At 61.7% G+C, this 25,021-nt stretch carries 29 protein-coding genes; 12 read left to right on the top strand and 17 right to left on the bottom strand.

From position 1 onward, the window contains the following. Nucleotides 1–34: 34 nt before the first annotated feature. The 5 genes from rimO to tsaA all read left to right on the top strand — a co-directional run bounded on the left by rimO (nt 35) and on the right by tsaA (nt 4,007). Nucleotides 35–1,366, top strand: coding sequence for a 30S ribosomal protein S12 methylthiotransferase RimO (gene rimO / locus R6G97_RS04770; protein ID WP_043208732.1), 1,332 nt, complete (start codon nt 35–37; stop codon nt 1,364–1,366). Nucleotides 1,367–1,457: 91 nt separating this feature from the next. Next, nucleotides 1,458–1,916 carry a GNAT family N-acetyltransferase gene (locus R6G97_RS04765; RefSeq protein ID WP_043208735.1) on the top strand — a complete coding sequence of 153 codons (459 nt, stop codon included), beginning with the start codon at nt 1,458–1,460 and terminating at the stop codon, nt 1,914–1,916. A gap of 124 nt (nt 1,917–2,040) precedes the next feature. After that, a complete protein-coding gene (locus tag R6G97_RS04760) occupies nt 2,041–2,751 on the top strand; it encodes an rRNA pseudouridine synthase (RefSeq protein WP_317847854.1) in 711 nt (236 codons plus the stop codon). A gap of 93 nt (nt 2,752–2,844) precedes the next feature. Then, nucleotides 2,845–3,306: a DUF1456 family protein gene (locus R6G97_RS04755; RefSeq protein ID WP_043208739.1), complete on the top strand. Its 462-nt coding sequence runs from the start codon at nt 2,845–2,847 to the stop codon at nt 3,304–3,306. A gap of 5 nt (nt 3,307–3,311) precedes the next feature. After that, complete coding sequence (gene tsaA, locus R6G97_RS04750; RefSeq protein ID WP_043208741.1) at nt 3,312–4,007, top strand: tRNA (N6-threonylcarbamoyladenosine(37)-N6)-methyltransferase TrmO; 696 nt, start codon at nt 3,312–3,314, stop codon at nt 4,005–4,007. A gap of 103 nt (nt 4,008–4,110) precedes the next feature. On the opposite strand, the gene fpr is transcribed toward tsaA, so the two are convergent. Beyond that, nucleotides 4,111–4,890, bottom strand: coding sequence for a ferredoxin-NADP reductase (gene fpr / locus R6G97_RS04745; RefSeq protein ID WP_043208743.1), 780 nt, complete (start codon nt 4,888–4,890; stop codon nt 4,111–4,113). A 120-nt stretch (nt 4,891–5,010) separates the two neighbouring features. On the opposite strand from fpr, the gene finR reads away from it, so the two are divergent. Continuing rightward, nucleotides 5,011–5,937 carry a LysR family transcriptional regulator FinR gene (finR, locus tag R6G97_RS04740; protein WP_043208745.1) on the top strand — a complete coding sequence of 309 codons (927 nt, stop codon included), beginning with the start codon at nt 5,011–5,013 and terminating at the stop codon, nt 5,935–5,937. Here the strand turns inward: finR and R6G97_RS04735 are convergent, their stop codons facing one another. The 3 genes from R6G97_RS04735 to R6G97_RS04725 all read right to left on the bottom strand — a co-directional run bounded on the left by R6G97_RS04735 (nt 5,938) and on the right by R6G97_RS04725 (nt 7,992). Further along, nucleotides 5,938–6,300, bottom strand: a complete 363-nt coding sequence (locus R6G97_RS04735; protein ID WP_043208747.1) for a diacylglycerol kinase — start codon at nt 6,298–6,300, stop codon at nt 5,938–5,940. A gap of 75 nt (nt 6,301–6,375) precedes the next feature. Beyond that, the gene (erdR, locus tag R6G97_RS04730; protein WP_043208748.1) at nt 6,376–7,026 is read right to left on the bottom strand and encodes a response regulator transcription factor ErdR; all 651 of its coding nucleotides are present in this window, start codon (nt 7,024–7,026) and stop codon (nt 6,376–6,378) included. A 255-nt stretch (nt 7,027–7,281) separates the two neighbouring features. After that, nucleotides 7,282–7,992 (bottom strand): tRNA-uridine aminocarboxypropyltransferase, encoded by a 711-nt coding sequence (locus R6G97_RS04725; protein ID WP_070572311.1) that lies wholly within the window; start codon nt 7,990–7,992, stop codon nt 7,282–7,284. Between the two features lie 222 nt (nt 7,993–8,214). Here R6G97_RS04725 and R6G97_RS04720 point away from each other — a divergent pair, with 222 nt between their 5' ends. Continuing rightward, nucleotides 8,215–8,637 (top strand): quorum-sensing-regulated virulence factor family protein, encoded by a 423-nt coding sequence (locus tag R6G97_RS04720; RefSeq protein ID WP_043208752.1) that lies wholly within the window; start codon nt 8,215–8,217, stop codon nt 8,635–8,637. Between the two features lies 1 nt (nt 8,638). On the opposite strand, the gene R6G97_RS04715 is transcribed toward R6G97_RS04720, so the two are convergent. Next, on the bottom strand, nt 8,639–8,845 hold the full coding sequence (locus R6G97_RS04715) for a hypothetical protein (RefSeq protein WP_090346107.1): 207 nt from the start codon (nt 8,843–8,845) through the stop codon (nt 8,639–8,641). Nucleotides 8,846–9,223: 378 nt separating this feature from the next. Between R6G97_RS04715 and R6G97_RS04710 the strand changes: the two genes are divergently transcribed. Further along, nucleotides 9,224–10,342 (top strand): LOG family protein, encoded by a 1,119-nt coding sequence (locus R6G97_RS04710; protein ID WP_043208756.1) that lies wholly within the window; start codon nt 9,224–9,226, stop codon nt 10,340–10,342. A 27-nt stretch (nt 10,343–10,369) separates the two neighbouring features. Here R6G97_RS04710 and recX read toward each other — a convergent pair whose 3' ends face one another. The 10 genes from recX to R6G97_RS04660 form a co-directional block, all read right to left on the bottom strand. Then, on the bottom strand, nt 10,370–10,837 hold the full coding sequence (gene recX / locus R6G97_RS04705) for a recombination regulator RecX (protein ID WP_317847853.1): 468 nt from the start codon (nt 10,835–10,837) through the stop codon (nt 10,370–10,372). A gap of 7 nt (nt 10,838–10,844) precedes the next feature. Further along, complete coding sequence (recA, locus tag R6G97_RS04700) at nt 10,845–11,912, bottom strand: recombinase RecA (protein WP_043208760.1); 1,068 nt, start codon at nt 11,910–11,912, stop codon at nt 10,845–10,847. A 106-nt stretch (nt 11,913–12,018) separates the two neighbouring features. Beyond that, nucleotides 12,019–12,501 (bottom strand): CinA family protein, encoded by a 483-nt coding sequence (locus R6G97_RS04695; protein ID WP_043208761.1) that lies wholly within the window; start codon nt 12,499–12,501, stop codon nt 12,019–12,021. 59 nt (nt 12,502–12,560) lie between these two features. Beyond that, nucleotides 12,561–13,058, bottom strand: a complete 498-nt coding sequence (locus tag R6G97_RS04690; RefSeq protein WP_253131219.1) for a lysis system i-spanin subunit Rz — start codon at nt 13,056–13,058, stop codon at nt 12,561–12,563. Next, nucleotides 13,055–13,600, bottom strand: a complete 546-nt coding sequence (locus tag R6G97_RS04685) for a glycoside hydrolase family 19 protein (RefSeq protein WP_317847852.1) — start codon at nt 13,598–13,600, stop codon at nt 13,055–13,057. Before R6G97_RS04685 ends, R6G97_RS04690 begins: the two co-directional genes overlap by 4 nt. After that, complete coding sequence (locus R6G97_RS04680) at nt 13,572–13,898, bottom strand: GPW/gp25 family protein (protein ID WP_043208788.1); 327 nt, start codon at nt 13,896–13,898, stop codon at nt 13,572–13,574. Before R6G97_RS04680 ends, R6G97_RS04685 begins: the two co-directional genes overlap by 29 nt. 165 nt (nt 13,899–14,063) lie before the next feature. Beyond that, entirely contained in the window at nt 14,064–14,621 is a 558-nt protein-coding gene (locus R6G97_RS04675; protein ID WP_090346100.1) for a phage baseplate assembly protein V, read from the bottom strand. After that, on the bottom strand, nt 14,618–15,115 hold the full coding sequence (locus R6G97_RS04670) for a hypothetical protein (RefSeq protein WP_317847851.1): 498 nt from the start codon (nt 15,113–15,115) through the stop codon (nt 14,618–14,620). The genes R6G97_RS04675 and R6G97_RS04670 overlap by 4 nt, the downstream gene beginning before the upstream one ends. Nucleotides 15,116–15,126: 11 nt before the next feature. Next, the gene (locus R6G97_RS04665) at nt 15,127–15,465 is read right to left on the bottom strand and encodes a phage holin family protein (protein ID WP_043208794.1); all 339 of its coding nucleotides are present in this window, start codon (nt 15,463–15,465) and stop codon (nt 15,127–15,129) included. Nucleotides 15,466–15,928: 463 nt separating this feature from the next. Continuing rightward, nucleotides 15,929–16,675, bottom strand: a complete 747-nt coding sequence (locus R6G97_RS04660; RefSeq protein ID WP_043208797.1) for a LexA family transcriptional regulator — start codon at nt 16,673–16,675, stop codon at nt 15,929–15,931. Between the two features lie 139 nt (nt 16,676–16,814). Here R6G97_RS04660 and R6G97_RS04655 point away from each other — a divergent pair, with 139 nt between their 5' ends. Next, on the top strand, nt 16,815–17,711 hold the full coding sequence (locus R6G97_RS04655; protein WP_043208800.1) for a LysR substrate-binding domain-containing protein: 897 nt from the start codon (nt 16,815–16,817) through the stop codon (nt 17,709–17,711). Between the two features lies 1 nt (nt 17,712). Here R6G97_RS04655 and R6G97_RS04650 read toward each other — a convergent pair whose 3' ends face one another. Then, nucleotides 17,713–19,098 (bottom strand): amino acid permease, encoded by a 1,386-nt coding sequence (locus R6G97_RS04650; protein ID WP_317847850.1) that lies wholly within the window; start codon nt 19,096–19,098, stop codon nt 17,713–17,715. Nucleotides 19,099–19,333: 235 nt separating this feature from the next. Between R6G97_RS04650 and R6G97_RS04645 the strand changes: the two genes are divergently transcribed. The 3 genes from R6G97_RS04645 to fdxA all read left to right on the top strand — a co-directional run bounded on the left by R6G97_RS04645 (nt 19,334) and on the right by fdxA (nt 23,323). Beyond that, nucleotides 19,334–20,134, top strand: a complete 801-nt coding sequence (locus R6G97_RS04645) for a phytanoyl-CoA dioxygenase family protein (RefSeq protein ID WP_043208804.1) — start codon at nt 19,334–19,336, stop codon at nt 20,132–20,134. A gap of 154 nt (nt 20,135–20,288) precedes the next feature. After that, the gene (gene mutS, locus R6G97_RS04640) at nt 20,289–22,859 is read left to right on the top strand and encodes a DNA mismatch repair protein MutS (protein ID WP_043208806.1); all 2,571 of its coding nucleotides are present in this window, start codon (nt 20,289–20,291) and stop codon (nt 22,857–22,859) included. 140 nt (nt 22,860–22,999) lie between these two features. Further along, the gene (gene fdxA / locus R6G97_RS04635; RefSeq protein WP_043208808.1) at nt 23,000–23,323 is read left to right on the top strand and encodes a ferredoxin FdxA; all 324 of its coding nucleotides are present in this window, start codon (nt 23,000–23,002) and stop codon (nt 23,321–23,323) included. Nucleotides 23,324–23,919: 596 nt separating this feature from the next. Here the strand turns inward: fdxA and rpoS are convergent. Continuing rightward, nucleotides 23,920–24,927, bottom strand: a complete 1,008-nt coding sequence (rpoS, locus tag R6G97_RS04630) for an RNA polymerase sigma factor RpoS (RefSeq protein ID WP_043208809.1) — start codon at nt 24,925–24,927, stop codon at nt 23,920–23,922. Nucleotides 24,928–25,021: the final 94 nt, after the last annotated feature.

Raw genomic sequence — 25,021 nt, 5'->3', positions numbered from 1 at the left:
GCTGGGCGATCTGTCTTCAATACCGAGGTTAGCCATGTCCACCACTCCCGCCACCCCGAAGGTCGGTTTCGTCAGCCTGGGTTGCCCCAAGGCTCTCGTTGACTCCGAGCGCATCCTGACCCAGCTGCGCATGGAAGGCTATGAAGTCGTGCCTACCTACGAGGACGCCGACGTGGTGGTGGTCAACACCTGCGGCTTCATCGACAGCGCCAAGGCCGAGTCCCTGGAGGTGATCGGCGAGGCGATCAAGGAAAACGGCAAGGTCATCGTCACCGGTTGCATGGGTGTCGAGGAAGGCAATATCCGCGACGTGCACCCGAGCGTGCTGTCGGTCAGCGGCCCGCAACAGTACGAGCAGGTAGTCAATGCCGTACACGAAGTGGTTCCACCGCGTCAGGACCACAACCCGCTGATCGATCTGGTCCCGCCCCAAGGCGTCAAGCTGACCCCACGTCACTACGCCTACCTGAAGATTTCCGAAGGCTGCAACCACAGCTGCAGCTTCTGCATCATCCCGTCGATGCGCGGCAAATTGGTTAGCCGCCCGGTCGGCGAAGTGCTGAGCGAGGCCGAGCGCCTGGTCAAGGCCGGTGTCAAGGAAATCCTGGTGATCTCTCAGGACACCAGCGCCTACGGTGTGGACGTCAAGTACAAGACCGATTTCTGGAACGGTCGCCCGGTCAAGACCCGCATGCTCGAGTTGTGCGAGGCCCTGAGCAGCCTCGGTGCCTGGGTGCGCCTGCATTATGTCTACCCATACCCGAACGTCGACGACGTGATCCCCCTGATGGCCGCCGGCAAGATCCTGCCGTACCTGGACATTCCCTTCCAGCACGCCAGCCCCAAGGTGCTCAAGGCCATGAAGCGTCCGGCCTTCGAAGACCGTACCCTGGCCCGCATCAAGAGCTGGCGCGAGCAGTGCCCTGAGCTGGTGATCCGCTCCACCTTCATCGTCGGCTTCCCCGGTGAAACCGAAGAAGACTTCCAATACCTGCTCGACTGGCTGACCGAAGCCCAGCTCGATCGCGTCGGCTGCTTCCAGTACTCGCCGGTCGAAGGCGCCCCGGCCAACGATCTGGGCCTGGAAGAAGTCCCGGACGAAATCAAGCAGGAGCGCTGGGACCGCTTCATGGCGCACCAGCAGGCCATCAGCGCCGCACGCCTGCAACTGCGCATCGGCAAGGAAATCGACGTGCTGATCGACGAAGTCGAGGAGCAGGGCTCGGTTGGCCGCAGCTTCTTCGATGCCCCGGAAATCGACGGCAGCGTGTTCATCGATGGCGATCATGGCTTCAAGCCAGGCGACAAGGTGCGCTGCCGCATCGTCGATGCCGACGAATACGACATGTGGGCAGAACCGATCTGAGCCTCCTCAGGTCAGCCCCGATCAAGCCCCGCCACTGGCGGGGCTTTTTTTTGCATCTATGTTTTCCTCAGGACCCAGCAGGAGCAATGCGATGCAACCGGCACTGACGCTTCAAACGCCAAATGTGAGCGACTACCCGGAACTGGTGCGGATCTGGGAGGCCTCGGTGCGCGCCACCCACGACTTCATGCCCGATGCCTATATCGTGCTGCTGCGCGAACATGTGCTACGCCGTTATCTGGACGCCGTGATGCTGGTCTGCTGCAGGGACAGCACCAGGCGCATTCTTGGTTTTGCCGGCGTCGCCAATGGACGGGTGGACATGCTCTTCGTCGCCCCTGAATACCGTGGCCAGGGCATCGGCAAACGGCTGTTGCGCTATGCCGTCGACGAACTCAATGCCGAACGCCTGGATGTCAACGAGCAAAACCCCCAGGCGCTGGGGTTCTACCTGCACGAAGGGTTCGAAGTCACCGGGCGTTCGGATACCGATGGACTAGGTCAGCCCTATCCCTTACTGCACATGACCCTGATTCGCACAGGCTCTTGAGCTTTGGATGCAGGATGCCGTACGCCCCTCCTGAAATGGCGTAAATGACATAGATTCCCAGCCCCAAGATCGTCCAGAGAGGTACAATGGCGGCCTTCCCTGCCTCATTTTGCGAATTGCCTTCATGTCAGAACCCCTGCGCCTCTCCAAACGCCTCATCGAGCAACTTGGTTGCTCCCGCCGCGAGGCCGAGCTGTACATCGAGGGCGGCTGGGTCACGGTGGATGGCGTCGTGGTCGAGCAACCCCACTACAAGGTCGGGACCGAGCAGGTTGCACTGCTCCCGGGAGCACGCGCCGAGCAACTGCCACCGGTCACGCTCCTGCTCAATCAAACGGCTGGTCAGGACGCCGAGAGCGGTCGCAGCAGCATGACCATGGCTACCCTCAGCGAAGCCCATCCGCCTTCGGTGCGCCCGCTGCATGGTCACTTCGCCAGGTTGTCCTGTGTCGCGCCTCTGGAACCCGGCGCAACCGGTATGCAGCTGTACACCCAGGACTGGCGAGTCACCCGCAAGCTCGAGGCCGATCTTCATCGGATGGAGCAGGAGTACATCGTCCAGGTCGAAGGCCAGGCGTCGGCAGAGGCCTTGCAGCGCCTTGCCCGTGGCATCACCCGCAGCGGTCAGGAACTGCCCAAGGCCAAGGCCAGTTGGCAGAACGAAAGGCATCTGCGCCTGGCCCTGAAGAATCCGCGGCCCGGGCAGATCGGCGCCTTGTGCGCCGCCCTTGGACTCAAGGTGCTGGGTATGCGCCGTATCCGCCTGGGCGGGGTGTCCATGGGCAAGCTGCCCGCCGGGCAGTGGCGCTACCTGGCGACCAACGAACGCTTCTAGGCCCTGTACGCAATGTATCCGCACCGGGCCACACTGCCCCTAGCATTATCGCCACGCCACTGCTGGCGTGGCGCCTGAACAGGATTTGTCACCATGAACCACAACGATGTCCTGCGCAGCCTGCGCTACATGCTCAAGGTCAGCGATGCCCAAATGGCCGAGATCATTGGGCTGACCGGCCTCGAAGTTTCTCCCGAAGCGGTCGCCACCTACTTGAAGAAAGAAGATGAAGCCGGCTACGTGCGTTGCCCGGAACGGGTCATGGCGCATTTTCTCGACGGGTTGGTGATTCACCGTCGAGGCCGCGATGACAGCCGCCCGGCGCAACCGATCGAAGTCCCGGTGAGCAATAACACCATCCTCAAGAAGTTGCGCGTGGCCTTCGAACTCAAGGAGGAAGACCTGCACGTGATTCTGAAGTCGGTCAACTTCCCAGTGTCCAAACCCGAACTCAGCGCGCTGTTCCGCAAGGTCGGCCATGACAACTACCGACCTTGTGGCGACCAGCTGCTGCGCAACTTTCTCAAGGGCCTGACCCTGCGTGTGCGTGGCTGAGCACGATGCAACATACGGTCTCACCGGTTGGCATCGTCCGCTCCTGCTTCAAGGAGAAGTTCGCCATACCTCGCCAGCCGCAGCTTGCGCCCGCCGCACGTGGCGTGCTGGAACTGCTGCCCCCGTTCGACCAAGGTGATGCCGTCGCCGGGCTCGAACAGGTCAGCCATGTCTGGCTGTTGTTCCTGTTCCACCAGGCCCTGGAAGACAAGCCCCGCCTGAAGGTGCGCCCGCCGCGCCTAGGGGGCAACAAGAGCATGGGCGTGTTCGCCACCCGCGCCACCCACAGACCCAATGGTATCGGCCAGTCAGTGGTGCGCCTGGAGGGTGTCGAGGCAGGTCGTCTGCTGCTGTCGGGGATCGACCTGCTCGACGGGACGCCGGTACTGGACATCAAGCCTTATGTGCCCTACGCCGACTGCATCGATGATGCAACCAACCAGATGGCCAGCGATGCGCCTGAACCTATTGCCGTGACCTGGAGCGAGGCCGCCCTACCCCAGGCCCATACACATGCCTTGCGTCTTCGAGAGCCATTGGTCGAGCTGATCGAGCAGTGCCTGGCGCAGGACCCACGCCCGGCTTACCAGGTACCGCCAGCTGATCGGGTGTATGGGGTGAAGTTCTGGGATGTCCAGGTGCGCTGGCACTACCCGAAGCCAGACCAGATCCGTGTTCTGGAAGTCGTACCGGACGCTTAAGCCTTTCGGAAAATTCCCGGCGGTGCAGCCGCCGGCAGTACCGGTTTTCCGGACATAAAAAAACGCAGGCCATGGCCTGCGTTTTTGCGTTGTGCGATTCGTCTTACTTTTCGACGAAAGCACGCTCGATCAGGTAGTCACCTGGCTCACGCATGCGTGGGGAGATCTTCAGACCGAAGCTGTCGAGAACCTCGGCGGTTTCGTCGAGCATGCTCGGGCTACCACAGATCATGGCGCGGTCGTCCTGTGGGTTGATCGGTGGCAGGCCGATGTCGCTGAACAGCTTGCCGCTGCGCATCAGGTCGGTCAGACGGCCCTGATTTTCGAACGGCTCGCGGGTCACGGTCGGGTAGTAGATCAGCTTGTCGCGAACTGCCTCGCCGAAGAACTCGTTCTGTGGCAGGTGCTCGGTGATGAACTCACGGTAGGCGACTTCGTTGACGTAGCGCACGCCGTGAACCAGGATCACTTTTTCGAAGCGCTCGTAGGTTTCCGGATCCTGGATGACGCTCATGAACGGCGCCAGACCGGTGCCGGTGCTCAGCAGGTAAAGGTGCTTGCCCGGGTTCAGGTCGTCGAGCACCAGGGTACCGGTGGGCTTCTTGCTGATGATGATCTCGTCACCTTCCTTCAAGTGCTGCAGCTGGGAGGTCAGCGGGCCATCCGGCACCTTGATGCTGAAGAACTCCAGGTGCTCTTCCCAGTTAGGCGAAGCGATGGAATAGGCGCGCATGAGCGGACGGCCGTTGTCCTGTTGCAGGCCGATCATCACGAACTGACCGTTCTCGAAGCGCAGGCCCGGATCACGGGTGCACTTGAAGCTGAACAGAGTGTCGTTCCAGTGGTGCACACTGAGGACACGTTCGTGGTTCATGTTGCTCATCGATGGGGCTCCTGAAGAAAGACGCGGCGCGGACCTAGCGCACTATTGCGCGATATTTTAGGGGCAGCGACAATATCTGTTAAATGGATTATCAAGATATGTCTTATCGGTTATATAGATATGCGATTCACGCTTCGTCAGCTACAAGTCTTTGTCGCCGTCGCCCAGCACCAAAGCGTGTCCCGGGCCGCGAGCCTGTTGGCGTTGTCGCAATCGGCCGCCAGCACCTCGATCACTGAACTGGAGCGGCAATCGAGCTGCCAGTTATTCGACCGCGCGGGTAAACGGCTGAGCCTCAATGCCTTGGGCCATCAATTGCTGCCCCAGGCCGTTGCCCTGCTCGACCAGGCCAAGGAGATCGAGGACCTGCTCAATGGCAAGTCCGGCTTCGGATCGCTCTCGGTCGGTGCCACCTTGACCATCGGCAACTACTTGGCAACCCTGCTGATCGGCAGCTTCATGCAGGGTCACCCGGAGAGTCAGGTCAAACTCCATGTGCAGAACACCGTACATATCGTGCAGCAGGTCGCGCACTATGAAATTGACCTGGGTCTAATCGAAGGCGACTGCAACCACCCGGATCTGGAAGTGCAGCCCTGGGTGGAAGATGAACTGGTGGTGTTCTGCGCGCCTCAGCATCCCTTGGCCAAGGTGGGCCGGGCAGATGTGGAGACCTTGTCCCACGAGGCGTGGATTCTTCGCGAGCAAGGCTCGGGGACGCGGCTGACGTTCGACCAAGCCATGCGTCATCACCGCGCCAACCTGAACATCCGCCTGGAGCTGGAACACACCGAGGCGATCAAACGTGCCGTTGAGTCCGGCTTGGGCATCGGCTGCATCTCGCGCCTGGCCCTGCGCGACGCGTTCCGGCGTGGCAGCCTGGTGGCGGTGGAAACGCCGGAACTGGACTTGTCGCGGCAGTTCTATTTCATCTGGCACAAGCAGAAATACCAGACCTCGGCCATGCGCGAATTCCTGGAGCTGTGCCGTAACTTCACCGCCGGCGTCAGCCGCAGTGACGAGATCGTCCTGCCGCCGATTGCCTGATCAGAGCAGGATTACACCCCACACCAGCGCCACCATGGTCATCGCGACCAGTTGCGCAGCGCTGCCCATGTCCTTGGCATTCTTGGACAAGGGGTGGCGCTCCAGGGAGATACGGTCGATGGCCGCCTCAACCGCAGAATTGAGCAACTCGACGATCAACCCCAGCAAGCATACGGCGATAAGGATCGCACGCTCCACACGGGTGACGGGCAGCCAGAAGGCCAACGGAATCAGTACGACGTTGGCCAGCACCAGCTGGCGGAACGCCGCCTCGCCCTTGAAAGCGGTACGCAGGCCGTCCAACGAATAGCCGGCGGCGTTGAAGATACGTTTAAGGCCGGTCTGGCCTTTGAATGGCGACATGGACGGTTACTTCACCGATTAAAGGGCCAGCAGATTAGTCCAACCCGGGTCAAAAAAGCGTGAATATACGGGAACTTAGTTAGCCGAAACCGATTCGAGTTGTTGCAGCAGCAATGCTGCCTGAGTACGGGTACGCACCCCCAGCTTGCGGAAGATTGCCGTCACGTGGGCCTTGATGGTCGCCTCCGACACGCTCAATTCGTAGGCGATCTGCTTGTTCAGCAAACCTTCACAGACCATGGTCAGCACCCGGAACTGCTGCGGCGTCAGACTGGCCAGACCTTCGCTCGCAGCCTTGGCCTCGGCCGAGACATCGACCTTCTCGAACGCCTGTGGCGGCCACCACACGTCACCATCGAGCACCTTCTGCACTGCATCCTGGATGACGTCCAGGTTGCTCGACTTGGGGATGAAACCGCTGGCACCGAACTCGCGAGACTTGACCACCACGGCCGCCTCTTCCTGCGCCGAGACCATGACCACTGGAATCTGCGGGTACTGCCCACGCAGCAGGACCAAGCCGGAGAAACCATAGGCGCCGGGCATGTTCAGGTCCAACAGGACCAGATCCCAGTCGGCCTTCTCGGACAGGCGGGTTTCCAGCTCGGCGATGCTCGCCACCTCGACCAGACGTACATCCGGCCCCAGGCCGAGGGTAACGGCCTGGCGCAGGGCGCTACGAAACAGTGGGTGGTCATCGGCAATCAGGATTTCGTATGTGGCCATCGATCTAAGGATCCTGTTCTGTGCCAGGCGCGAGGGGTGGAGGAATGCCTGGCGAGCAACTCAAGGCGCAAACGGCAGGGCCGCCGGCCGCAATGGCACGGCGAAGTCCGGGATAACAGCATCTTCGTCGTGCCCGAATCGGCGCCAAGAATGCCGAGCACGGTCCGGGTGGTCAAGCCAATTGCCCGGTCGTCCCCGCCTCCTTGACTGCCAGCCTGGTCATTATGAACCAATCCACCGCGCCTGCCCCTTGGACTATAGGAAGGTATGCAACCGCCGATGCGCGTCGTCGTCCAGATCCAGCGGCAAGTGCCGCTTGGCACTCAAATAATGCAGGCTGAACACATCCAGGTAGGCGTCCAGTGCCTCGCTGGCGCGTTGGTCACCGGCCAATTCCAAGCACATTGCCGCAACCTCGGCGGTACAGAAATGGTCATCACGTTTGGAACGGCGCAGCTTGTAACGCGACATCTGCTCGGCCTGCAGGCTCAGAACTGGGAAGCGGTCCAGATAAGGGCTCTTGCGAAACATCTTGCGGGCTTCGGTCCAGGTGGCGTCGAGCAGAATGAACAACGGGCGTTTACCCGGCTCGCGCACCACCTCGCTGACAACCCGCTCTGGCGCGACGAACTCACCGGGGAAGACGATGTAGGGCTGCCATTTGGGGTCGTCGAGCAATGCGAGCAGGCGCGGGTCGACGTCGGTACGGAGCCAGCCAAAGGCCGAGGTGTCCTCTACCAGATCAGCGATCAGCCAGCCAGTATTGGTCGGCTTGAGTGGCTCTGTGTCATGCATCACCAGACACATGCCGGCGTCGGCGGTGACCTTGGGCTTAAAGGCACACAGGCAGTGGCTGGCGATCACGCGGCAATCCGGACAACGCACCGCGCGCGAACCACGGGCGATGAAGGGCTTGTTGCTGCGGGCCAGGCGTTCGGCGCGCAAGCGTGCTACGGCGTGGCTCATGGCTGCACGCCTCGCAGAAGGAAGGAAACAGGCACGGTTGCAACTCGGCGGGAAACAAGCCGCCAGTCTACCAGAGGCGTTGTCATTTGCCGTGCAGGTGGACGGACGCCTCCTTTATAATCGCGATTTTGGCGACCTGGGATATCCCACAGGCGGGTGGTTTCATGGAACGCCGCTCGCTGGCGCAGGTCAAAGTGCCAGTCATCGAACCAGGAGAGATTCATGCTGCGTCTTACCATCCCGACCTTGAGCCTGCTGCTCGCACTGCCACTGGCGGCCCAGGCGGCCTCCAAGCAGGAATACGAGCTGAACCAGATGCTGCAGAAGGTCGCCAAGGAAAGCAGCGTCGGCACCCCGCGTGCCATCAACGAAGATATCCTCGACCAAGGCTATACCGTCGAGAAAGGCCGGGCGTTGGTCAACCACCTGAGCGTACGCGAGAGCCACGCCGAGCGGATGCGCGCCAACCCGGAACAGGTTCGCAGCCAGCTGGGCGACAGCGTGTGCCGCAACAATGGCTATCGTCAGCTGATGTCCAAGGGCGCGGTCCTGGTCTATCGGTTTTCGGTCTACAAGACCAACCAGCCGATCATGGACCAAGCCTTCGACGCCTCCAGCTGCGTGGCGGGTAACAAGAAGAAGTAACTCAGGCAACCCTGTCGTTGTTACTGGCGCGCCGCTGTTCTTCATCGGCGCGCAACTCCGCCAGCAGAGCCTGGAGATAACGCGAGTGCCGCTCTGCGACTTCCAACCTGCGCAAGCACTCGGCTTCCAGGCTCACTTGATGGGCCTGGGCAGCCCGCTCCAGCAGCAGATATAGCTGCCTATCCACCTCGATGATCAACCGATGCATACCGCGACCTCCTGCATCGAGACGTTGCGTTTCCAGTTAACCAGAGCTGCGTTACAGCTGGCCCCCTCCCGACGAGCGGGAAAACTGCGCTGTTATCGGACATCGCACTGTCTTCAATCGGCACGATCTAACGCTTGGGTCTAGATTGATAGCAAATACCCGCGCATTTCCGGCACCGAGGAGACTGCCCAGGCGCGGCGCTCTTGCACTGCGATAACAACAATGTGATGGACATTTGTCACTGCATCATGGCCTTGAAGGCCCACTGCAATGCTCGGGTTGCATACTCGAGCAACGGCAGCCAGCGACACACGCAGTGTCGCGGCCGGGATACCCCATCGTCCCGGTCAGAGGTTCTGCTGCAGAAGGAGACGTTGAATGCCTTACCAACCGAACGAACTCTTGTTCAATCATTTCAGGGACAACGGCATCGACCTGAGCAAGATTGATGAACAGCTGCAACTGGTCGCGCCCAACAGCCCCAACCTGCCGCTGTACCGCGACATGATGCTGACCATCCTGCGCATGGCCCACGACGACACCAACCGCTGGAACGCCAAGATCACGCTGCAGGCCCTGCGCGAACTCGACCATTCCTTCCGCACCCTGGAACGCTACAAGGGACGGCGGAAGGTCACCGTTTTCGGCTCGGCGCGTACGCCATTGGAACACCCCATGTATGCGCTTGCCCGTGAATTGGGCGCCACCCTGGCACGCTCCGACCTGATGGTCATTACCGGTGCCGGCGGAGGTATCATGGCCGCAGCCCATGAAGGCGCCGGCACCGGGCACAGCCTGGGATTCAACATCACCCTGCCTTTCGAGCAACATGCCAATGCCACAGTGGATGGCACTGACCAGTTACTGCCCTTCCATTTCTTCTTCATTCGCAAACTGTTCTTCGTCAAGGAAGCCGATGCCCTGGTGCTCTGCCCAGGTGGGTTCGGCACTCTGGATGAAGCTCTCGAGGTACTCACCTTGATCCAGACAGGCAAAAGCCCTCTGGTGCCAGTGGTACTGCTGGACTCACCAGGCGGAACCTTCTGGCGCGACGCGCTGGCGTTCATCAGCAAGCAGCTGGAGGAAAACCGCTACATTCTGCCCAGCGACATGAAGCTGGTGCGCCTGGTCCACAGCGCCGACGAAGCGGTGGAGGAGATCAACCAGTTCTACAGCAACTACCACTCCAGCCGCTGGTTGAAGAACCAGTTCGTGATTCGCATGCATCATCCCTTGAGCGATGCAGCGCTCTACGACATCCAGGAAGGATTCGCCGATCTACGCCTGAGCGGCAAGTACCATCAACAACCAGACAGCGGCCTCGAGCACGAGATAGGCAACTTCAACCACCTGACCCGATTGACCTTTGCCTTCAATGGCCGTGATCAGGGCCGCCTACGCGAACTGGTGGACTTCATCAATCTGCCGGAAAACTGGGCCAAGCCCCAGCCCATGCACACCACACAGCGAGCAAGGGAAGCCTTGAAGGTCGATTGAGAAAGGGGACAGCGGGAAACTGAAGAATCAGTCGTCAAGATTGCGGCCGCTGAGCAGGCGGCCGATCAGTTCCATGGGGAATCCACGGTAGGCAAGAAATCGGGTCTGCTGGGCACGGCTTCGGGGATCATGGGGACGTTGCCCGGCGAACTTGCGTTGCCAGACTTCCTGCAGCCGGGCCGCCCAGTCCACTCCGCTTTCACGCAGAGCCTGGTCGATGTCACCACGGTTCAGGCCGCGTTGCCCCAACTCTTCGCGAATACGCGCTGGGCCGTAGCCGGAATTGGAACGATAGGAAATGAAGCTTTCGAGGTAGCGTGCCTCACTTAGGAGCCCCTCTTCGGCAAGCCGATCGAGCGCAGGCTCGATCAACTCATCCGGTGCGCCGCGCTGACGCAGCTTACGTGTCAGCTCGACACGACCATGCTCGCGGCGTGCGAGCAGGTCCATGGCTGTCCGCCGAACGGCGACGGGGTTGTCGAGTACGACGGACATGGGCCAATCAATAACCGGCGTCGGCGTCAGCCATGTCGTCGGCATCGGCTTCAGCAGCGGCGGCCTTGCCAGCAGCGGCGACGGCACCTGCGTTGAGCAGTTTTTCGCGGATTTGTTTCTCGATCTCCGCCCCTACAGCTGGGTTGTCTTGCAGGAACTTGGCAGCGTTGGCCTTGCCCTGACCGATCTTGTTGCCTTGGTAGCTGTACCAGGCACCGGATTTTTCCACCAGGCCTTGGGATACACCCAGGTCGATGATCTCACCGTTGCGGTAGATACCCTTGCCATAGAGGATCTGGAACTCGGCCTGGCGGAACGGCGGCGAGACCTTGTTCTTGACGATCTTGACGCGGGTCTCGCTACCCACCACCTCGTCGCCTTCCTTGACAGCGCCGGTACGACGGATGTCCAGACGCACGGAGGCGTAGAACTTCAATGCGTTACCACCGGTGGTGGTTTCCGGGCTACCGAACATCACACCGATCTTCATACGGATCTGGTTGATGAAGATGACCAGGCAGTTGGCGTTCTTGATGTTACCGGTGATCTTGCGCAGCGCTTGGGACATCAGGCGAGCCTGCAGGCCCACGTGCATGTCACCCATTTCGCCTTCGATTTCGGCCTTCGGGACCAGCGCGGCCACGGAGTCGACAATGATCACGTCAACGGCGTTGGAACGCACCAGCATGTCGGTGATTTCCAGGGCTTGCTCGCCGGTGTCTGGCTGGGAGACCAACAGGTCATCGACATTGACGCCCAGCTTGCCGGCGTACTCGGGATCAAGGGCGTGCTCGGCATCGACGAAGGCGCAGGTGGCGCCGTTTTTCTGGGCTTCGGCGATAACCGACAGGGTCAGTGTGGTCTTACCCGAGGATTCCGGACCGTAGATTTCAACGATACGGCCTTTAGGCAAGCCGCCGATGCCAAGGGCGATGTCCAGGCCCAGGGAGCCAGTGGAAATGGCCGGGATGGCCTGACGCTCGTGGTCGCCCATGCGCATGACCGCGCCCTTGCCGAATTGGCGTTCGATCTGACCCAGGGCAGCAGCCAAGGCGCGCTTCTTGTTGTCGTCCATTGAAATCCTCACGTGTTCGACGGGCGGCCCTGCGGCCGGGAATAACTGTATAAGTAGCCAGTATTATTCCACAGGGATTCGCTTTGGCAAACCCCCGTCGGGTGATTTACTCCGCACCAAGCTGTAACAAGCCGTCTAACGCGGTGATCACCGTCTGTCGGCGCACCGCTTCGCGGTCGCCGTCGAAGTGCCGGCGCTCGCTGATCACATGGTTGCCATCGGCCCATGCCAGCCACACGGTACCCACCGGTTTGGCAGGTGAACCGCCATCGGGCCCGGCCACACCACTGACCGCCACGGCAAAACGCGCCCCGCTGGCAGCTTGAGCGCCACGGACCATGGCCTCGACCACTTCCTGGCTCACCGCGCCCACCTGGCCGAACAACACTTCAGGGACACCTAGCTGGCGGGTCTTCTGGGTATTGGAATAAGTCACGTAACCGGCCTCGAACCACGCCGAGCTGCCGGGAATGCGGGTGATGGCCTCGGCGATGCCGCCACCGGTGCAGGACTCGGCAGTGCTCACCTGCGCATTGAGGCGCCGCAAGTGCTCACCAAGACGGGTAGAAAGAACGGTGATCGGGTCCATGGCTGGGCTCCTTGAAAACTGCGCTCTACCCTAACACCCTCGCTTGGCCAGGCAAGCGCTCAGCGCGCCAATGCCCGAATGTAATCCTGGCAGGCGCGCAGGGCGATCAGTCCCCGGTCTCCGGTGTCGGTGATGGCGATAATGCGTCGAGCATCCGCTGGGTCAAGTCGGGCGCGTACGGGGCCATGATCCACGCCGCTGGCGCTGGAGGGGGCAGGCACTGCGGTGCAGTTGGCGCCCTGTTCGACCAAGACTGACAACCGCAGGTCAGCAGTAGCCAGGCGGTCACGCAGGCGAGCTTGAGTCTGTTGGGCATGGGCGAGCTCCTGAAAATGTCGTGTTTCACTGCCTTGCAGGCGTTGTTCGAGTTGCTGGCGTCCCTCGCGCTCGGCGAGCAGCGCTCGCGCTGCTTCCTCTGCGCGCGCCTGGGCTTCATGGGCTTGAGCCTCGGCCTGCTGCGCGAACAGCCGGCCGTAGCGCCAGGCCTGGACCTGCCAGGTCAATGCCGAAGACAACAGCACGAGCACCAGACACAGCCCCAGCCATAGGCGGCTCAACACAGCACCTCCCGCGCCCGTGCCCACAAGGCCAGACGATCTTCCAGCCCATTGAGCCCACCATTGATGTGACGGGTGATGCGATTGAACTCACCCCGGTCCGCCAGCGCATTGAGCCCGCGTGAATGCCAGAACCATGCCGCCGATTCACAGGCCCAGCGGGGTTGTTCAAGCATCTGCGGCTGCGCCAGCAGGCGTTCGTCACCAAACAGCGCCCGACTGCAGGCCTGATAGTTATTGCGACCGGTCACCTGGATCAGGCCACGGCCGCGATAGAGCTGACCATCACCATCAGCCTCGGGGGTATTGCCTAGCCGCTGGGCCAGGCTGCCCGTGTCATAACGCGAGAGGTAACGATCATTGCCCAGCTCCTTGAGGTAGCGCAGTTGGCCAGATTCATGGCCGACCTGGGCGAGAAACGCTGCGACGCGTTTGGGATTGTCGATTTCCCAGCGCGGCAGGGTGGTGTTCAGGGCTGGCAAAAACACGTCCGCGACAGGGCGGGCACCTGGCTCATATGCTGACCTCCACCAGGGCGTCATCGCCCAGGTAACGGCCGCTGAGGGCGAGGTTGACCTGGCCGTCGAGCACCGACAGCACACGCACCCGCTCAAGCTTCAGGCGCGGCTCCCAACGCCCCAAGGCGCGGGCGACTTCCGCTTGCACGGCGCTCTTCCAGCCGTCGTTGACGGGCAAGTCGACGTAGCGACGCAACTGGCTACCGTACTCGGGGCGCATGCGCCGGCTGCCTTGCGGGGTGGAAAGGATGTCCTCGATGGACTGACGAAGGTGGGCGATGCCGGCCAAAGGTTGGCCGGTGCGGCGGTCCATGCCGATCATGGTGCGCCTCCTGTTGCAAGGTGCGAGGTCCGTTGGTGGAATCGCATTTAAGAGTCTCTCCTGGTTAAGGCCTGCACCTGTTCGCGGCTAAACCCGCGATACAGACGCCACGGAGCAGGAAACCTGCTTGTCAGCGCCGGCATTTCCGATGCAGGGGGGCCTCAATCAATGCTTGTGGTTAGCGGTGTTGCCAGCGGTGTCGATGATCCTGCCGCCGCCGTTGATGTCGCCGCTGACGGTCAGCGGCCCGTTGATGGCGACCTGGCCGGTCAGGGTGATAGCCGTGGCGTCGAGCTCGATGGCACCCTCGCTGACGCGTAGGGTGCTGGCGCCTACCTTGATGCTGGCGTTGCCGGCAGGCAGGTGGATGTCGTAGCGCTTGGCCTGCCAGTCATAGGCGAGCGAGCCGCCGTCCTCGAACCGCCACACCTCCACATGGTCGCGGTTGTCCGGCGCGCTGCCGGCATTGCCGTAAAGGCCCGGCACGAAAGTGCCCAGGGCCGGCTCACCGCTGGGGCTGATCAACACGCCCTGCTCGCCCAGGCTTGGTGCCCGCCAGTGGCGTGCCTTACCGGCGGCCAGGCAATGCCAGCGCAACCAGGCACTGGTCCAGGCTCCATCGGATACCCGCACCCGAGCTGCGGCCAGGTCTACCGCAACAACGCGGCAAGGGATGACCAGGCTGGCCAGCATCCGATCATGCATCGCGCTGGCGTAGCTCATGGGATGTCCTCTGCAGCGATATAACGGTGCTCGTTGCCCGACCCGGTGTCCGGGTCGATGCCCAACATCAGCAGGCCGGGCGGCTGATCAGGCCAGTGCCACTGGGGCTCGCCCAACAGCACCGGCTGCTCCCAACGGACAATCCAGTGGCCACCCTCGAACTGTGCCAGCGCATTGCGGCTGGCCTCGACAAAATCCAGGCCCCAATACTGCTGGCGCAGCAGGTCCATCAGTTGTGCGGCCAGCAGGCTTCCCTGCAGGCGTGCATCGGGGTCGCCGAGGTCGGGGGTGATATCCGCCTCGAAGGTGGTGACCAGCACCGAGCGCCCATCCCGTGGCGCGGCGTCCGCGGTCATGCGCACGATGCCATGGCGCAGCGACGGCAGGACGGTGCTGCTCTCGACATCAGAAGCGATATCGACTGACGCAAGTTCAGGAATCGCCTCACGAATCGTTGCGGTCAGGGCCGCATGCAAAGTGGCCAGTTCGCTCATTGCAATGCCTCCTATCGCTCATCGGCCTGGGGCACATCACGCAACCCCAGGCGTTTGGCCGCCCAGCGCTCGTAGAGCCCGATAGCTACGTCGGCGCCTGCCATGGCAGTCATGCAGCCAAAGGCGCTGGCGCTCCAGATCGACATGCCGCTGGCGTACAGCAGCATCACCGTCGAGACCCCGCAGACCATGCAAGCCCCGGATCGCAACGCCAGCCGGCGCACCAGCGCCCATCCTCGCGCGCCAGCCTTGTCGGCACGCCACATCTCACCGCTCAGGCCGCCCAGCAATGCCAAGACGATCACCAGCCAGAGCGGTATCTCCAGCAACGTCTGTTGCTCGTTCGTCACTGTCCTGCCTCCTGTATGAATGCCCGCCGGTGCTACCGGCGGGACGGTTGTGTATGAACTCGGCATTCCAAAAAGCCCGGGCTGCCAGGCTTTTCAGTAATGCGTTGTCGAACCGCCGGCCACATCTGGTGACGCCTGGCGGTTCCGCTTCGAATTGGTGTCTCCGACCGCGGCCACCTGCCCGCCGGATAACTGTTCGTGGTGCTTTACGCTGCACACCCGGGCCAGTTGCCAACCCTCTGAACAGTCGAGGCCTGTTCATCGCTGCCTGTGTAACAACCGGTGTCGACCGGCTTGAGACACAGATCATGCACTGGTGCATATTAAGTCAATGCATAAATTCATATTTCTAACGAATAAAATTTGCTGAAGTGCATGAAGGCTATGCACGACGTGGCTTGTAGGGATTTTCTGCGGACGAAAAAAAACCCGCCGAAGCGGGTTTTATTGAAAAGGAGATGCCTCAGCGAGCGTACATGCCCCACCAGAACACATGGCCCAACAGGCTGATCTGCTCTTCCTGCATCTGCTGGAAGCTGTAGTCCTCGTCAGGGTGTTCATCGCGATTGAAGCTGCGCAAACGAATACCGGTGGGCAGACGGTAGACCTGTTTCACACGTAACTGGCCATTGTGGTTGATGGCGTAGAGGTCACCATCGATGATGTCGCCGATCGCGCATTTGCCGGTGTTGACCCCGACCGTCGCGCCATCACGAAGTACCGGCAACATACTGTTGCCGCGCACGGTCACACACTTGGCCTGGTCGAACTGGACGCCATTGTGGCGCAGGCTGCGCTTGCCGAAGCGCAGGCGGGCCTTCTCGCTTTCCTCGATGACGAATCTTCCTGATCCTGCTGCCAATTCAACCTCTCGAAGAAAAGGAACGGACACCTCGTCATCCTCGACGGGGGTTTCGTCGTCCCACAGGCTGATGTCGCTCAGGTCCGCATGGCCATGGGCCGGCTGCGCCGCCTCGCGGGACTCGCCCAGCTCGACGCGCCCGCGCAGTTGGTCGGTACTGACGCCGAAGTACTCGGCGATCTTCGACACATGCTTGTCGGACGGGTCGACGATCTTCTCGCTGAGGATGCGCGACAACGTGGATTGGGGAACGCCCGTGCGCCGGTGCAGCTCCGTCGGTGACAGGCCGTGGCGGTCGAGCAGTGCTTTGAGTACGGTGGCTACGTTGCGTTTTTGCATACCGTGCATAATGGATGTGCTGCAGCGCAAATGCAATCCGTGCGCGTGCTTTCTCTTATACCCATCGCCCGACCGTGGGGATTTCCTTGTACTCTCATGAGCCCTACACCGCGGGAAGACTCCCCGCGATAGCGAGGTCAAGACAACAATGATCGGCTTTACCTTTCGCCAGCTCGAGTACTTCGTCGCCACCGCCGAACAGGGCAGCGTCAGCGCCGCGGCGCGAGCCAAGCACATCTCCCAGCCCTCGGTGTCGCTGGCGATCTCGCAGCTCGAGGCCATCCTGGGCGAAAAACTGTTCCTGCGTCAGGCCAGCCGGGGCCTGGAGCTGAGCCCGGCGGGGCGGCAACTACTGGAGCAGGCACGCGAGATCCTGGCCATGGCGGCCGGCATACGCAGTGCGGGGGATGAGCCACAAGTGCTGCGCGGCAATCTCAGCCTGATCTGCTTCCAAGACCTGGGCCCGTGGTACGCGCCGCGCCTGCTCAGTGGCTTTCGCCAGCGCCACCCGGAAGTCGCCATGACTTTGTTCGAAACCGACCTTGCCGGGGTCAACCGGCGCTTGAACGAGGGCAAGGCAGAATTGGCGCTGACTTATGACGTGGGCCTGGACCCACAGATCGAGCGCCGAGTTCTGGCACAGGTGGCGCCGTATGCCCTGTTGCCGGCGGACCATCCTTTGGCCCGCCAAGAGCAGGTATCGTTGGCCGATCTGGCCGAGGAGTGCCTGATCCTCGAAGACATCGCGCGAACCCGCGAGTACTTCCTCTCGCTGTTCTGGGCCCACGACCTGCAGCCACGCGCCCAGCAACTGACCCAGACCTTCGAGATGCAGCGCGGGCTGGTCGCCCATGGCTATGGCGTGGCGCTCTCATGCACACGGCCTGCGGGCGACCAGAGCTACGATGGCCGGCCACTGGCGTGCCGGCCTCTGCGTGAAGCCGTCAGCCCGCAGTCGGTGGTACTGGCGCAATCGAGCGCCATGCGCCCCTCCCCTGCGGCCCAGGCATTCCTGCGCTGGGCCAGCGAGCTGTTTTCCGTCTGACTCAGGCGTTGACCGGCGCCTGGCGTGGCTGGCGCGCCACCCACAGCCAGTAGCCGACCGACAGCAGGGCCAACCAGCCCAGGCCGACATACATCGCGGTGCGCGTATCCGGGAACCAGCCCAGCACGCCGAAGATGAACAACATGAACACGATCGCCAGGGCCGGCCCGACGGGCCACAGCGGCACCGGGAAGTCCAGCGCGGCGATTTCCTCGCGGCTCATGCCAAGACGCATCGCCACCTGAGACAGCAGGATCATCAACCACACCCAGACGATCGAGAAGGTCACCACGGCGGCAAGGATCAGGAACAAGTTCTCCGGCGCCAGGTAGTTCAGCACCACGCCCAGCAAGAGTGCGACGCCCATCACCAGCACGGTCATCCAGGGCACGCCGAAGCGCGACAAGCGGGAGAAGCCGACCGGTGCCTGGCCGTTCTGGGCCATGCCGTACATCATGCGTCCGGCGCTGAAGATGTCGCTGTTGATCGCAGATACCGCCGCTGAAATCACCACGATGTTGAGCAGGGTTGCCGCTGAATCTATGCCCAGACCACTGAAGATCTGCACGAACGGGCTGCCCTGGCTGCCGATGTTGGTCCAGGGGTAAATCGCCATCAGCACCACCAGCGTGAGCACATAGAACAGCAGGATACGCAGCGGCACCGAGTTGATCGCCTTGGGTAGCACGCGCTTGGGGTCCTTGGCTTCGCCGGCGGTGATACCGATCATTTCGACGCCGCCGAAGGCGAACATCACGACCGTGAAGGAGGCGATCATGCCGCCGATCCCATTGGGGAAGAACCCGCCATGACTCCACAGGTTGGACAGCCCCGTGACCGTCTCGGCGCCGTTACCCAGCTGGATGCCGAACAGCAATACCGCGCCACCGGCCGCGATCATCGCGATGATTGCGGTGACCTTGAGCAACGAGAGCCAGAATTCCATCTCGCCGAACACCTTCACGCTGCACAGGTTCAGCGCGCCGATGAAGCAGACGATCCCCAGTACCCAGATCCAGCGCGGTGTGTCGGGGAACCACAAGCCCATGTACACCCCGAATGCCGTGACATCCGCCAGGCACACCACCAGCATGGAGAATGCATAGCTCCAGCCGGTCAGAAAGCCCAGGTAGCGCCCCAGGTATTGGCTGGTGTACTGCCCGAAGGAGCCGGACACCGGGTTGCGCACCGCCATTTCACCGAGGGCACGCATCATCATGTAGATCGCCGCGCCGCCGATCAGGTAGGCCAGCAGTACCGACGGCCCGGCCAGCTTGATCGCCGACGCCGAGCCGTAGAACAGCCCGGTGCCGATCGCCGATCCCAATGCCATGAAGCGGATATGCCGGGTACTCAGGCCTCGTCGCAAGTTGTTGTGATCGTTCATCCCAGGGACTCCTCATTGTTCTTGTTCTTGGCCGGCAGTCGCGCTGCCGTTGAAGGGTTCTCGCAAGGCCCGGAAAACGCAGGGCGCAGGGCTATTAACCGGCCAATCGCAGGGCAAGACAACAAGGTGGGGCATACAGAATAGCTATAGTGGCGCATAGGAATTCTGTGATTTACCCGGCCCTCGGCGGCACCCGATGCTGGTGCCACGACAACAACAACGAGAGGGCTGCCCCATGAATCCCCACATCGAAGATTTCCAGCGAGACGGCGCGGTGATCCTGCGCGGCGTGTTCAAGGACTGGATCGAACGCCTGCGCGAAGGCTTCGAGCAGAACCTGGCCGAACCCAGTGCCTTCGCCATCGAGAACGTTGGCTCCGGCGAGAGCGGCCGATTCTTCGAAGACTATTGCAACTGGCAGCGCATCCCGGCATTCACTGACTTCGTGCTGAACTCCCCGGCCGCAGGGCTTGCCGGCGAGTTGATGGGCTCGCAGCAGGTACAGGTGTTCCACGACCACATCCTGGTGAAGGAGCCCGGCACCGCCAAGCCCACCCCTTGGCACCAGGACCTGCCCTACTACTGTGTCCAGGGCCTGCAGACCGCCAGTTACTGGATCCCGCTGGACCCGGTTACCCGTCACAATACCTTGAGCGTGGTGCTCGGCTCGCACCGCTGGCCCAAGCCCGTACGCCCCAAACGCTGGGCCAGCAATCAGGACTTCTATGGTGCCACCGACGCCGATGGCCAGAACCTGTTCATGGACATGCCGGACGTCGAGAACGGCGAGTACCAGATCCTTTCCCCTGAAATGGAACCTGGCGATGCCATCGTTTTCGATTTCCGCACCGTGCATGGCGCCGCCGGCAACACAGGCACGAACCGGCGCCGCGCCTTTTCCACGCGCTTTTTGGGAGATGACGTACGCTACGTGCAGCGTCCGGGGCGCACTTCGCCACCTTTCCCTGGCATCAATTTGAGCGACGGCGAACGCATGCGCGAGGACTGGTTCCCGGTGGTCTGGCAGCGCCGCTGACCCCTACCTGACACGCTCAAGCCCCGCGCCTCGCTACGCGGGGCTTGAGCGCTTTCAACAAGGCCGAAGTGGCCAAAGCGGCCTGTGCCCGGCTGACAAGAACCTGTAGACTTGGGCGTTTCGCATTTTGTCTGAGACAGCTTCAAGGCCTTGAATGTCTGACCTTTCCGCGCACACACCAATGATGCAGCAGTACTGGAAGCTGAAAAACCAGCACCCAGACCAGCTGATGTTCTACCGCATGGGCGATTTCTACGAGATCTTCTACGAAGATGCCAAGAAGGCCGCCAAACTGCTGGATATCACCCTGACCGCCCGTGGCCAGTCCGCCGGCCAGTCGATCCCCATGTGCGGGATTCCCTTCCACTCGCTGGAAGGCTATCTGGCCAAGCTGGTCAAGCTGGGCGAGTCGGTGGTGATCTGCGAGCAGATCGGCGACCCGGCCACCAGCAAGGGCCCGGTGGAACGCCAAGTGGTGCGGATCATCACCCCCGGCACGGTCAGCGACGAAGCGCTGCTCGACGAGCGCCGCGACAACTTGATCGCCGCGCTGCTCGGGGACGAGCGTCTGTTCGGCCTGGCCGTGCTGGATATCACCAGCGGCAACTTCACCGTGCAGGAGATCAAAGGCTGGGAAAACCTCCTGGCCGAACTCGAACGCATCAACCCGGTGGAACTGTTGATCCCCGACGACTGGCCGCAAGGCCTGCCGGCCGAGAAACGCCCGGGCTGCCGCCGCCGCGCGCCCTGGGACTTCGACCGCGACTCGGCGCGCAAGAGCCTGTGCCAGCAATTCGCGACCCAGGACCTCAAAGGCTTTGGCTGCGACAAGCTGACCCTGGCCATCGGCGCCGCCGGCTGCCTGCTGACCTACGCGAAGGAAACCCAACGCACCACCCTGCCTCACCTGCGCAGCCTGCGTCATGAGCGCATGGATGACACCGTAATCCTGGATGGCGCCAGCCGTCGCAACCTGGAGCTGGACATCAACCTGGCCGGGGGGCGCGAAAATACCCTGCAATCGGTGATCGACCGTTGCCAGACCGCCATGGCCAGTCGCCTGCTGACCCGTTGGCTGAACCGCCCGCTGCGCGACCTCAAGGTGCTCAAGGCTCGCCAGGATTCGATCCGCTGCCTGCTCGACGGCTACCGCTTCGAGAAGCTGCAACCGCAGCTCAAGGAAATCGGCGATATCGAACGGATCCTCGCCCGCATCGGCCTGCGTAACGCCCGCCCACGAGATCTGGCGCGCCTGCGCGATGCCCTCGGCGCCCTGCCCGAGCTGCAGAACGCCATGGCCGAGCTCGAAGCGCCGCACCTGGCACGCCTGGCCGCCATCGCCGGCACCTACCCGGAGCTCGCCAGCCTGTTGGAACGGGCAATCCTGGACAACCCGCCAGCGGTGATCCGCGACGGCGGCGTGCTCAAGACCGGCTACGACACCGAGCTGGACGAGCTGCTGGCCATGAGCGAAAACGCCGGCCAGTTCCTCATCGATCTGGAAGCCCGTGAGAAGGCCCGCACCGGCTTGGCCAACCTCAAGGTCGGTTACAACCGCGTGCACGGCTACTTCATCGAGCTGCCCACCAAGCAAGCCGAGCAGGCGCCAGCCGACTACATCCGCCGCCAGACCCTCAAAGGCGCAGAGCGCTTCATCACACCCGAGCTCAAGGCCTTCGAGGACAAGGCGCTGTCGGCCAAGAGCCGCGCCCTGGCCCGGGAAAAGATGCTCTATGACGCCTTGCTCGAGACTTTGATCGGCCACCTGGCACCGCTGCAGGACAGCGCCGCCGCCCTGGCCGAGCTGGACGTGCTGAGCAACCTGGCCGAACGCGCCCTGAACCTGGACCTGAACTGCCCAAGCTTTGTCGACGAGCCGTGCCTGCGCATCGAGCAGGGTCGCCATCCGGTCGTCGAACAGGTACTCACCACACCATTCGTGGCCAACGACCTGGCGCTGGACAACAGCACACGCATGCTGATCATCACCGGCCCGAACATGGGTGGTAAATCCACCTACATGCGCCAGACCGCGTTGATCGTGCTGATGGCGCACATCGGCAGCTTCGTGCCGGCGGCGCGCTGCGAGCTGTCGCTGGTCGACCGCATCTTCACCCGCATCGGCTCCAGCGACGACCTGGCCGGCGGCCGCTCGACCTTCATGGTCGAGATGAGCGAAACCGCGAACATCCTGCACAACGCCACCGACCGCAGCCTGGTGCTGATGGACGAAGTGGGCCGTGGCACCAGTACCTTCGACGGGCTTTCCCTGGCCTGGGCTGCGGCCGAGCGCCTGGCCCAATTGCGTGCCTATACCCTGTTCGCCACGCATTACTTCGAGCTGACCGTGCTGCCGGAGAGTGAGCCGCTGGTGGCCAACGTGCACCTGAACGCCACCGAGCACAACGAGCGGATCGTCTTCCTGCACCACGTCCTCCCGGGCCCTGCCAGTCAGAGCTACGGCCTGGCCGTGGCGCAGTTGGCTGGCGTGCCTTCCCCGGTGATCCAGCGTGCCCGTGAACACCTGGGCCGCCTGGAAACCACCAGCCTGCCCCATGAGCAGCCGATCAAGGCTGCCAAGGGCGAGCCGCAAGTGCCGCATCAGAGCGACCTATTCGCCAGCCTGCCACATCCGGCCATCGAGAAGCTGGGCAAGCTGGACCTGGACAACATGACGCCGCGCCAAGCTATCGAAACGCTATATCAACTGAAAAACCTGTTATAACGGCGCCCACTACAAACTGGTAGAATCCGCCGCGGTTTGCTGGTGCTGCAGGTTATTAGCCTGGCCTGCAGCCAATGCCTGTAAACCGCGCGGCCCTGATGAGGAAGGGCCGCCGCCGTCGCCTGAGGAGAGAATTAGAAATGACCTTCGTCGTCACCGACAACTGCATCAAATGCAAGTACACCGACTGCGTGGAAGTCTGTCCGGTGGACTGCTTCTACGAAGGCCCGAACTTCCTGGTCATCCACCCGGACGAGTGCATCGACTGCGCCCTGTGCGAACCGGAATGCCCAGCTCAAGCCATTTTCTCGGAAGACGAAGTGCCTGCCGGCATGGAGAACTTCATCGAGCTCAACGCCGAACTGGCGGAGATCTGGCCGAACATCACTGAGCGTAAGGATCCCCTCCCTGATGCTGAAGAGTGGGATGGCAAGCCTGGCAAGATTGCAGATCTGGAACGCTGATAGCGTCCGGATACGAAAAGGCCCCAAACGGGGCCTTTTTCATTTCTGGAAATGCGCCATACAAACTGCCAAAGCCGGCGATGGACTGCAAAGCAGCCCAAGGGACAGGACCACTTCGTTCGAGGCCAAGCGGATAGCCCCTGCACGCCACATGAAGCGCAGCCTCTGCCATTGAATTCAAGGCAAAAAAAAGGGGCGGTTTGACCCGCCCACATTTTTTCCGTAGTCCCTGCTTGTCCTAAACATCATCCTGATGAATCGCATCTTGCGATGTCCATGACCTTCATCCGTGAAGGCTGTGCCGGTCCGTCGACACAGTTCGAATACTAGCCACTCCAGCACGGCGAGCAAGGGCTAAACCTCTCAAAACGCTACAGCTGACACATCTTTTAATGCCTAAAAAGGCATTACTTTTCAGATACTTACATAAATAGATAGCTTAGAAACGACAATGATTTACTGATCCTTACGGGGAAGTCTTACACCACGAGTAAGCGATCTCTTACACGCAAAGCAACGTAGGTAGCGAAATAAACAATCCTCTCAGATACAAAAACGCCCCGAGATTATCGGGGCGTTTTGTGTTGCGGTTGCGCTTACTGGAACAGCGACTCACTCGAGAGGCCGTTCTTTTCAAGGATTTCACGTAGACGCTTGAGCCCCTCGACCTGGATCTGCCGCACGCGCTCTCGGGTCAGGCCGATTTCCAGGCCTACATCCTCAAGGGTGCTGCTTTCGTGGCCCCGCAAGCCGAACCGACGCACCACCACCTCACGCTGCTTGTCGGTCAACTCACCCAGCCATTGGTCGATGCTCTGGGAGAGGTCGTCGTCCTGCAGCAGCTCGCACGGGTCGGTCGGGCGATCGTCCGTCAGCGTGTCGAGCAGGGTCTTGTCGGAGTCCGGGCCGAGAGAAACGTCCACCGAAGAGACACGCTCGTTGAGCCCAAGCATGCGCTTGACCTCGGCCACGGGTTTTTCCAAAAGCCCGGCGATTTCTTCCGGGGAAGGCTCGTGGTCGAGCTTCTGGGTCAGCTCCCGCGCGGCACGCAGGTAGACGTTGAGCTCCTTGACCACGTGGATCGGCAGGCGGATGGTGCGGGTCTGGTTCATGATCGCCCGTTCGATGGTCTGGCGAATCCACCAGGTCGCATAGGTCGAAAAACGGAAACCGCGCTCCGGATCGAACTTTTCTACCGCGCGGATCAGACCGAGGTTGCCCTCTTCGATCAGGTCGAGTAGCGACAGGCCACGATTGACGTAGCGGCGCGCAATCTTGACCACCAGGCGCAGGTTGCTCTCGATCATGCGCTTACGGCCAGCCGGATCGCCTTTTTGCGACAGGCGTGCGTAATGCACTTCTTCTTCGGGGGAGAGCAGCGGAGAAAAGCCGATTTCGTTGAGATACAGCTGGGTGGCGTCGAGCGCCCGGCTGTAATCGATGTACTTGTGCTGTTTGAGCGATGAGCCTTGTTTGGCCTTGGTCCGAACCGAAGGTACAGCAGGTTCGTCTGACACCACATCCGTTTCCAAAACGATGCCCGTCTCCATCAACAGGAGGTCATCGTCGATGTCAAACTCCGGCACTTCTTTGCTGAGAGCCATTGTTATAGTCCTTTGCTGAGTTCGAACTCAGACTCGAGCGGCACCTGTTTCCCTGGCAGCGCTGGAGCCTGTCCCCTCTACATCAGCAGGAACA

This window comes from Pseudomonas sp. HTZ2 (assembly GCF_033173945.1).
Lineage (GTDB): Bacteria > Pseudomonadota > Gammaproteobacteria > Pseudomonadales > Pseudomonadaceae > Aquipseudomonas > Aquipseudomonas guariconensis.
This window is presented reverse-complemented; position numbering and strand designations above follow the sequence as displayed.

What these genes read in the sequence shown, in the direction of transcription:
- R6G97_RS04650 (WP_317847850.1), bottom strand. Translation starts at nt 19,098, where the DNA reads ATGAACGATCACAACAACTTGCGACGAGGCCTGAGTACCCGGCATATC.
- rpoS (WP_043208809.1), bottom strand. Translation starts at nt 24,927, where the DNA reads ATGGCTCTCAGCAAAGAAGTGCCGGAGTTTGACATCGACGATGACCTC.
- R6G97_RS04765 (WP_043208735.1), top strand. Translation starts at nt 1,458, where the DNA reads ATGCAACCGGCACTGACGCTTCAAACGCCAAATGTGAGCGACTACCCG.
- erdR (WP_043208748.1), bottom strand. Translation starts at nt 7,026, where the DNA reads ATGGCCACATACGAAATCCTGATTGCCGATGACCACCCACTGTTTCGT.
- R6G97_RS04685 (WP_317847852.1), bottom strand. Translation starts at nt 13,600, where the DNA reads ATGACGCCCTGGTGGAGGTCAGCATATGAGCCAGGTGCCCGCCCTGTC.
- R6G97_RS04675 (WP_090346100.1), bottom strand. Translation starts at nt 14,621, where the DNA reads ATGAGCTACGCCAGCGCGATGCATGATCGGATGCTGGCCAGCCTGGTC.
- fpr (WP_043208743.1), bottom strand. Translation starts at nt 4,890, where the DNA reads ATGAGCAACATGAACCACGAACGTGTCCTCAGTGTGCACCACTGGAAC.
- recA (WP_043208760.1), bottom strand. Translation starts at nt 11,912, where the DNA reads ATGGACGACAACAAGAAGCGCGCCTTGGCTGCTGCCCTGGGTCAGATC.
- R6G97_RS04695 (WP_043208761.1), bottom strand. Translation starts at nt 12,501, where the DNA reads ATGGACCCGATCACCGTTCTTTCTACCCGTCTTGGTGAGCACTTGCGG.
- R6G97_RS04645 (WP_043208804.1), top strand. Translation starts at nt 19,334, where the DNA reads ATGAATCCCCACATCGAAGATTTCCAGCGAGACGGCGCGGTGATCCTG.
- R6G97_RS04660 (WP_043208797.1), bottom strand. Translation starts at nt 16,675, where the DNA reads ATGCACGGTATGCAAAAACGCAACGTAGCCACCGTACTCAAAGCACTG.
- mutS (WP_043208806.1), top strand. Translation starts at nt 20,289, where the DNA reads ATGTCTGACCTTTCCGCGCACACACCAATGATGCAGCAGTACTGGAAG.
- recX (WP_317847853.1), bottom strand. Translation starts at nt 10,837, where the DNA reads ATGTCCGTCGTACTCGACAACCCCGTCGCCGTTCGGCGGACAGCCATG.
- R6G97_RS04680 (WP_043208788.1), bottom strand. Translation starts at nt 13,898, where the DNA reads ATGATCGGCATGGACCGCCGCACCGGCCAACCTTTGGCCGGCATCGCC.
- R6G97_RS04670 (WP_317847851.1), bottom strand. Translation starts at nt 15,115, where the DNA reads ATGAGCGAACTGGCCACTTTGCATGCGGCCCTGACCGCAACGATTCGT.
- tsaA (WP_043208741.1), top strand. Translation starts at nt 3,312, where the DNA reads ATGCAACATACGGTCTCACCGGTTGGCATCGTCCGCTCCTGCTTCAAG.
- rimO (WP_043208732.1), top strand. Translation starts at nt 35, where the DNA reads ATGTCCACCACTCCCGCCACCCCGAAGGTCGGTTTCGTCAGCCTGGGT.
- R6G97_RS04710 (WP_043208756.1), top strand. Translation starts at nt 9,224, where the DNA reads ATGCCTTACCAACCGAACGAACTCTTGTTCAATCATTTCAGGGACAAC.
- R6G97_RS04715 (WP_090346107.1), bottom strand. Translation starts at nt 8,845, where the DNA reads ATGCATCGGTTGATCATCGAGGTGGATAGGCAGCTATATCTGCTGCTG.
- R6G97_RS04760 (WP_317847854.1), top strand. Translation starts at nt 2,041, where the DNA reads ATGTCAGAACCCCTGCGCCTCTCCAAACGCCTCATCGAGCAACTTGGT.
- R6G97_RS04720 (WP_043208752.1), top strand. Translation starts at nt 8,215, where the DNA reads ATGCTGCGTCTTACCATCCCGACCTTGAGCCTGCTGCTCGCACTGCCA.
- finR (WP_043208745.1), top strand. Translation starts at nt 5,011, where the DNA reads ATGCGATTCACGCTTCGTCAGCTACAAGTCTTTGTCGCCGTCGCCCAG.
- R6G97_RS04735 (WP_043208747.1), bottom strand. Translation starts at nt 6,300, where the DNA reads ATGTCGCCATTCAAAGGCCAGACCGGCCTTAAACGTATCTTCAACGCC.
- R6G97_RS04725 (WP_070572311.1), bottom strand. Translation starts at nt 7,992, where the DNA reads ATGAGCCACGCCGTAGCACGCTTGCGCGCCGAACGCCTGGCCCGCAGC.
- R6G97_RS04655 (WP_043208800.1), top strand. Translation starts at nt 16,815, where the DNA reads ATGATCGGCTTTACCTTTCGCCAGCTCGAGTACTTCGTCGCCACCGCC.
- R6G97_RS04755 (WP_043208739.1), top strand. Translation starts at nt 2,845, where the DNA reads ATGAACCACAACGATGTCCTGCGCAGCCTGCGCTACATGCTCAAGGTC.
- fdxA (WP_043208808.1), top strand. Translation starts at nt 23,000, where the DNA reads ATGACCTTCGTCGTCACCGACAACTGCATCAAATGCAAGTACACCGAC.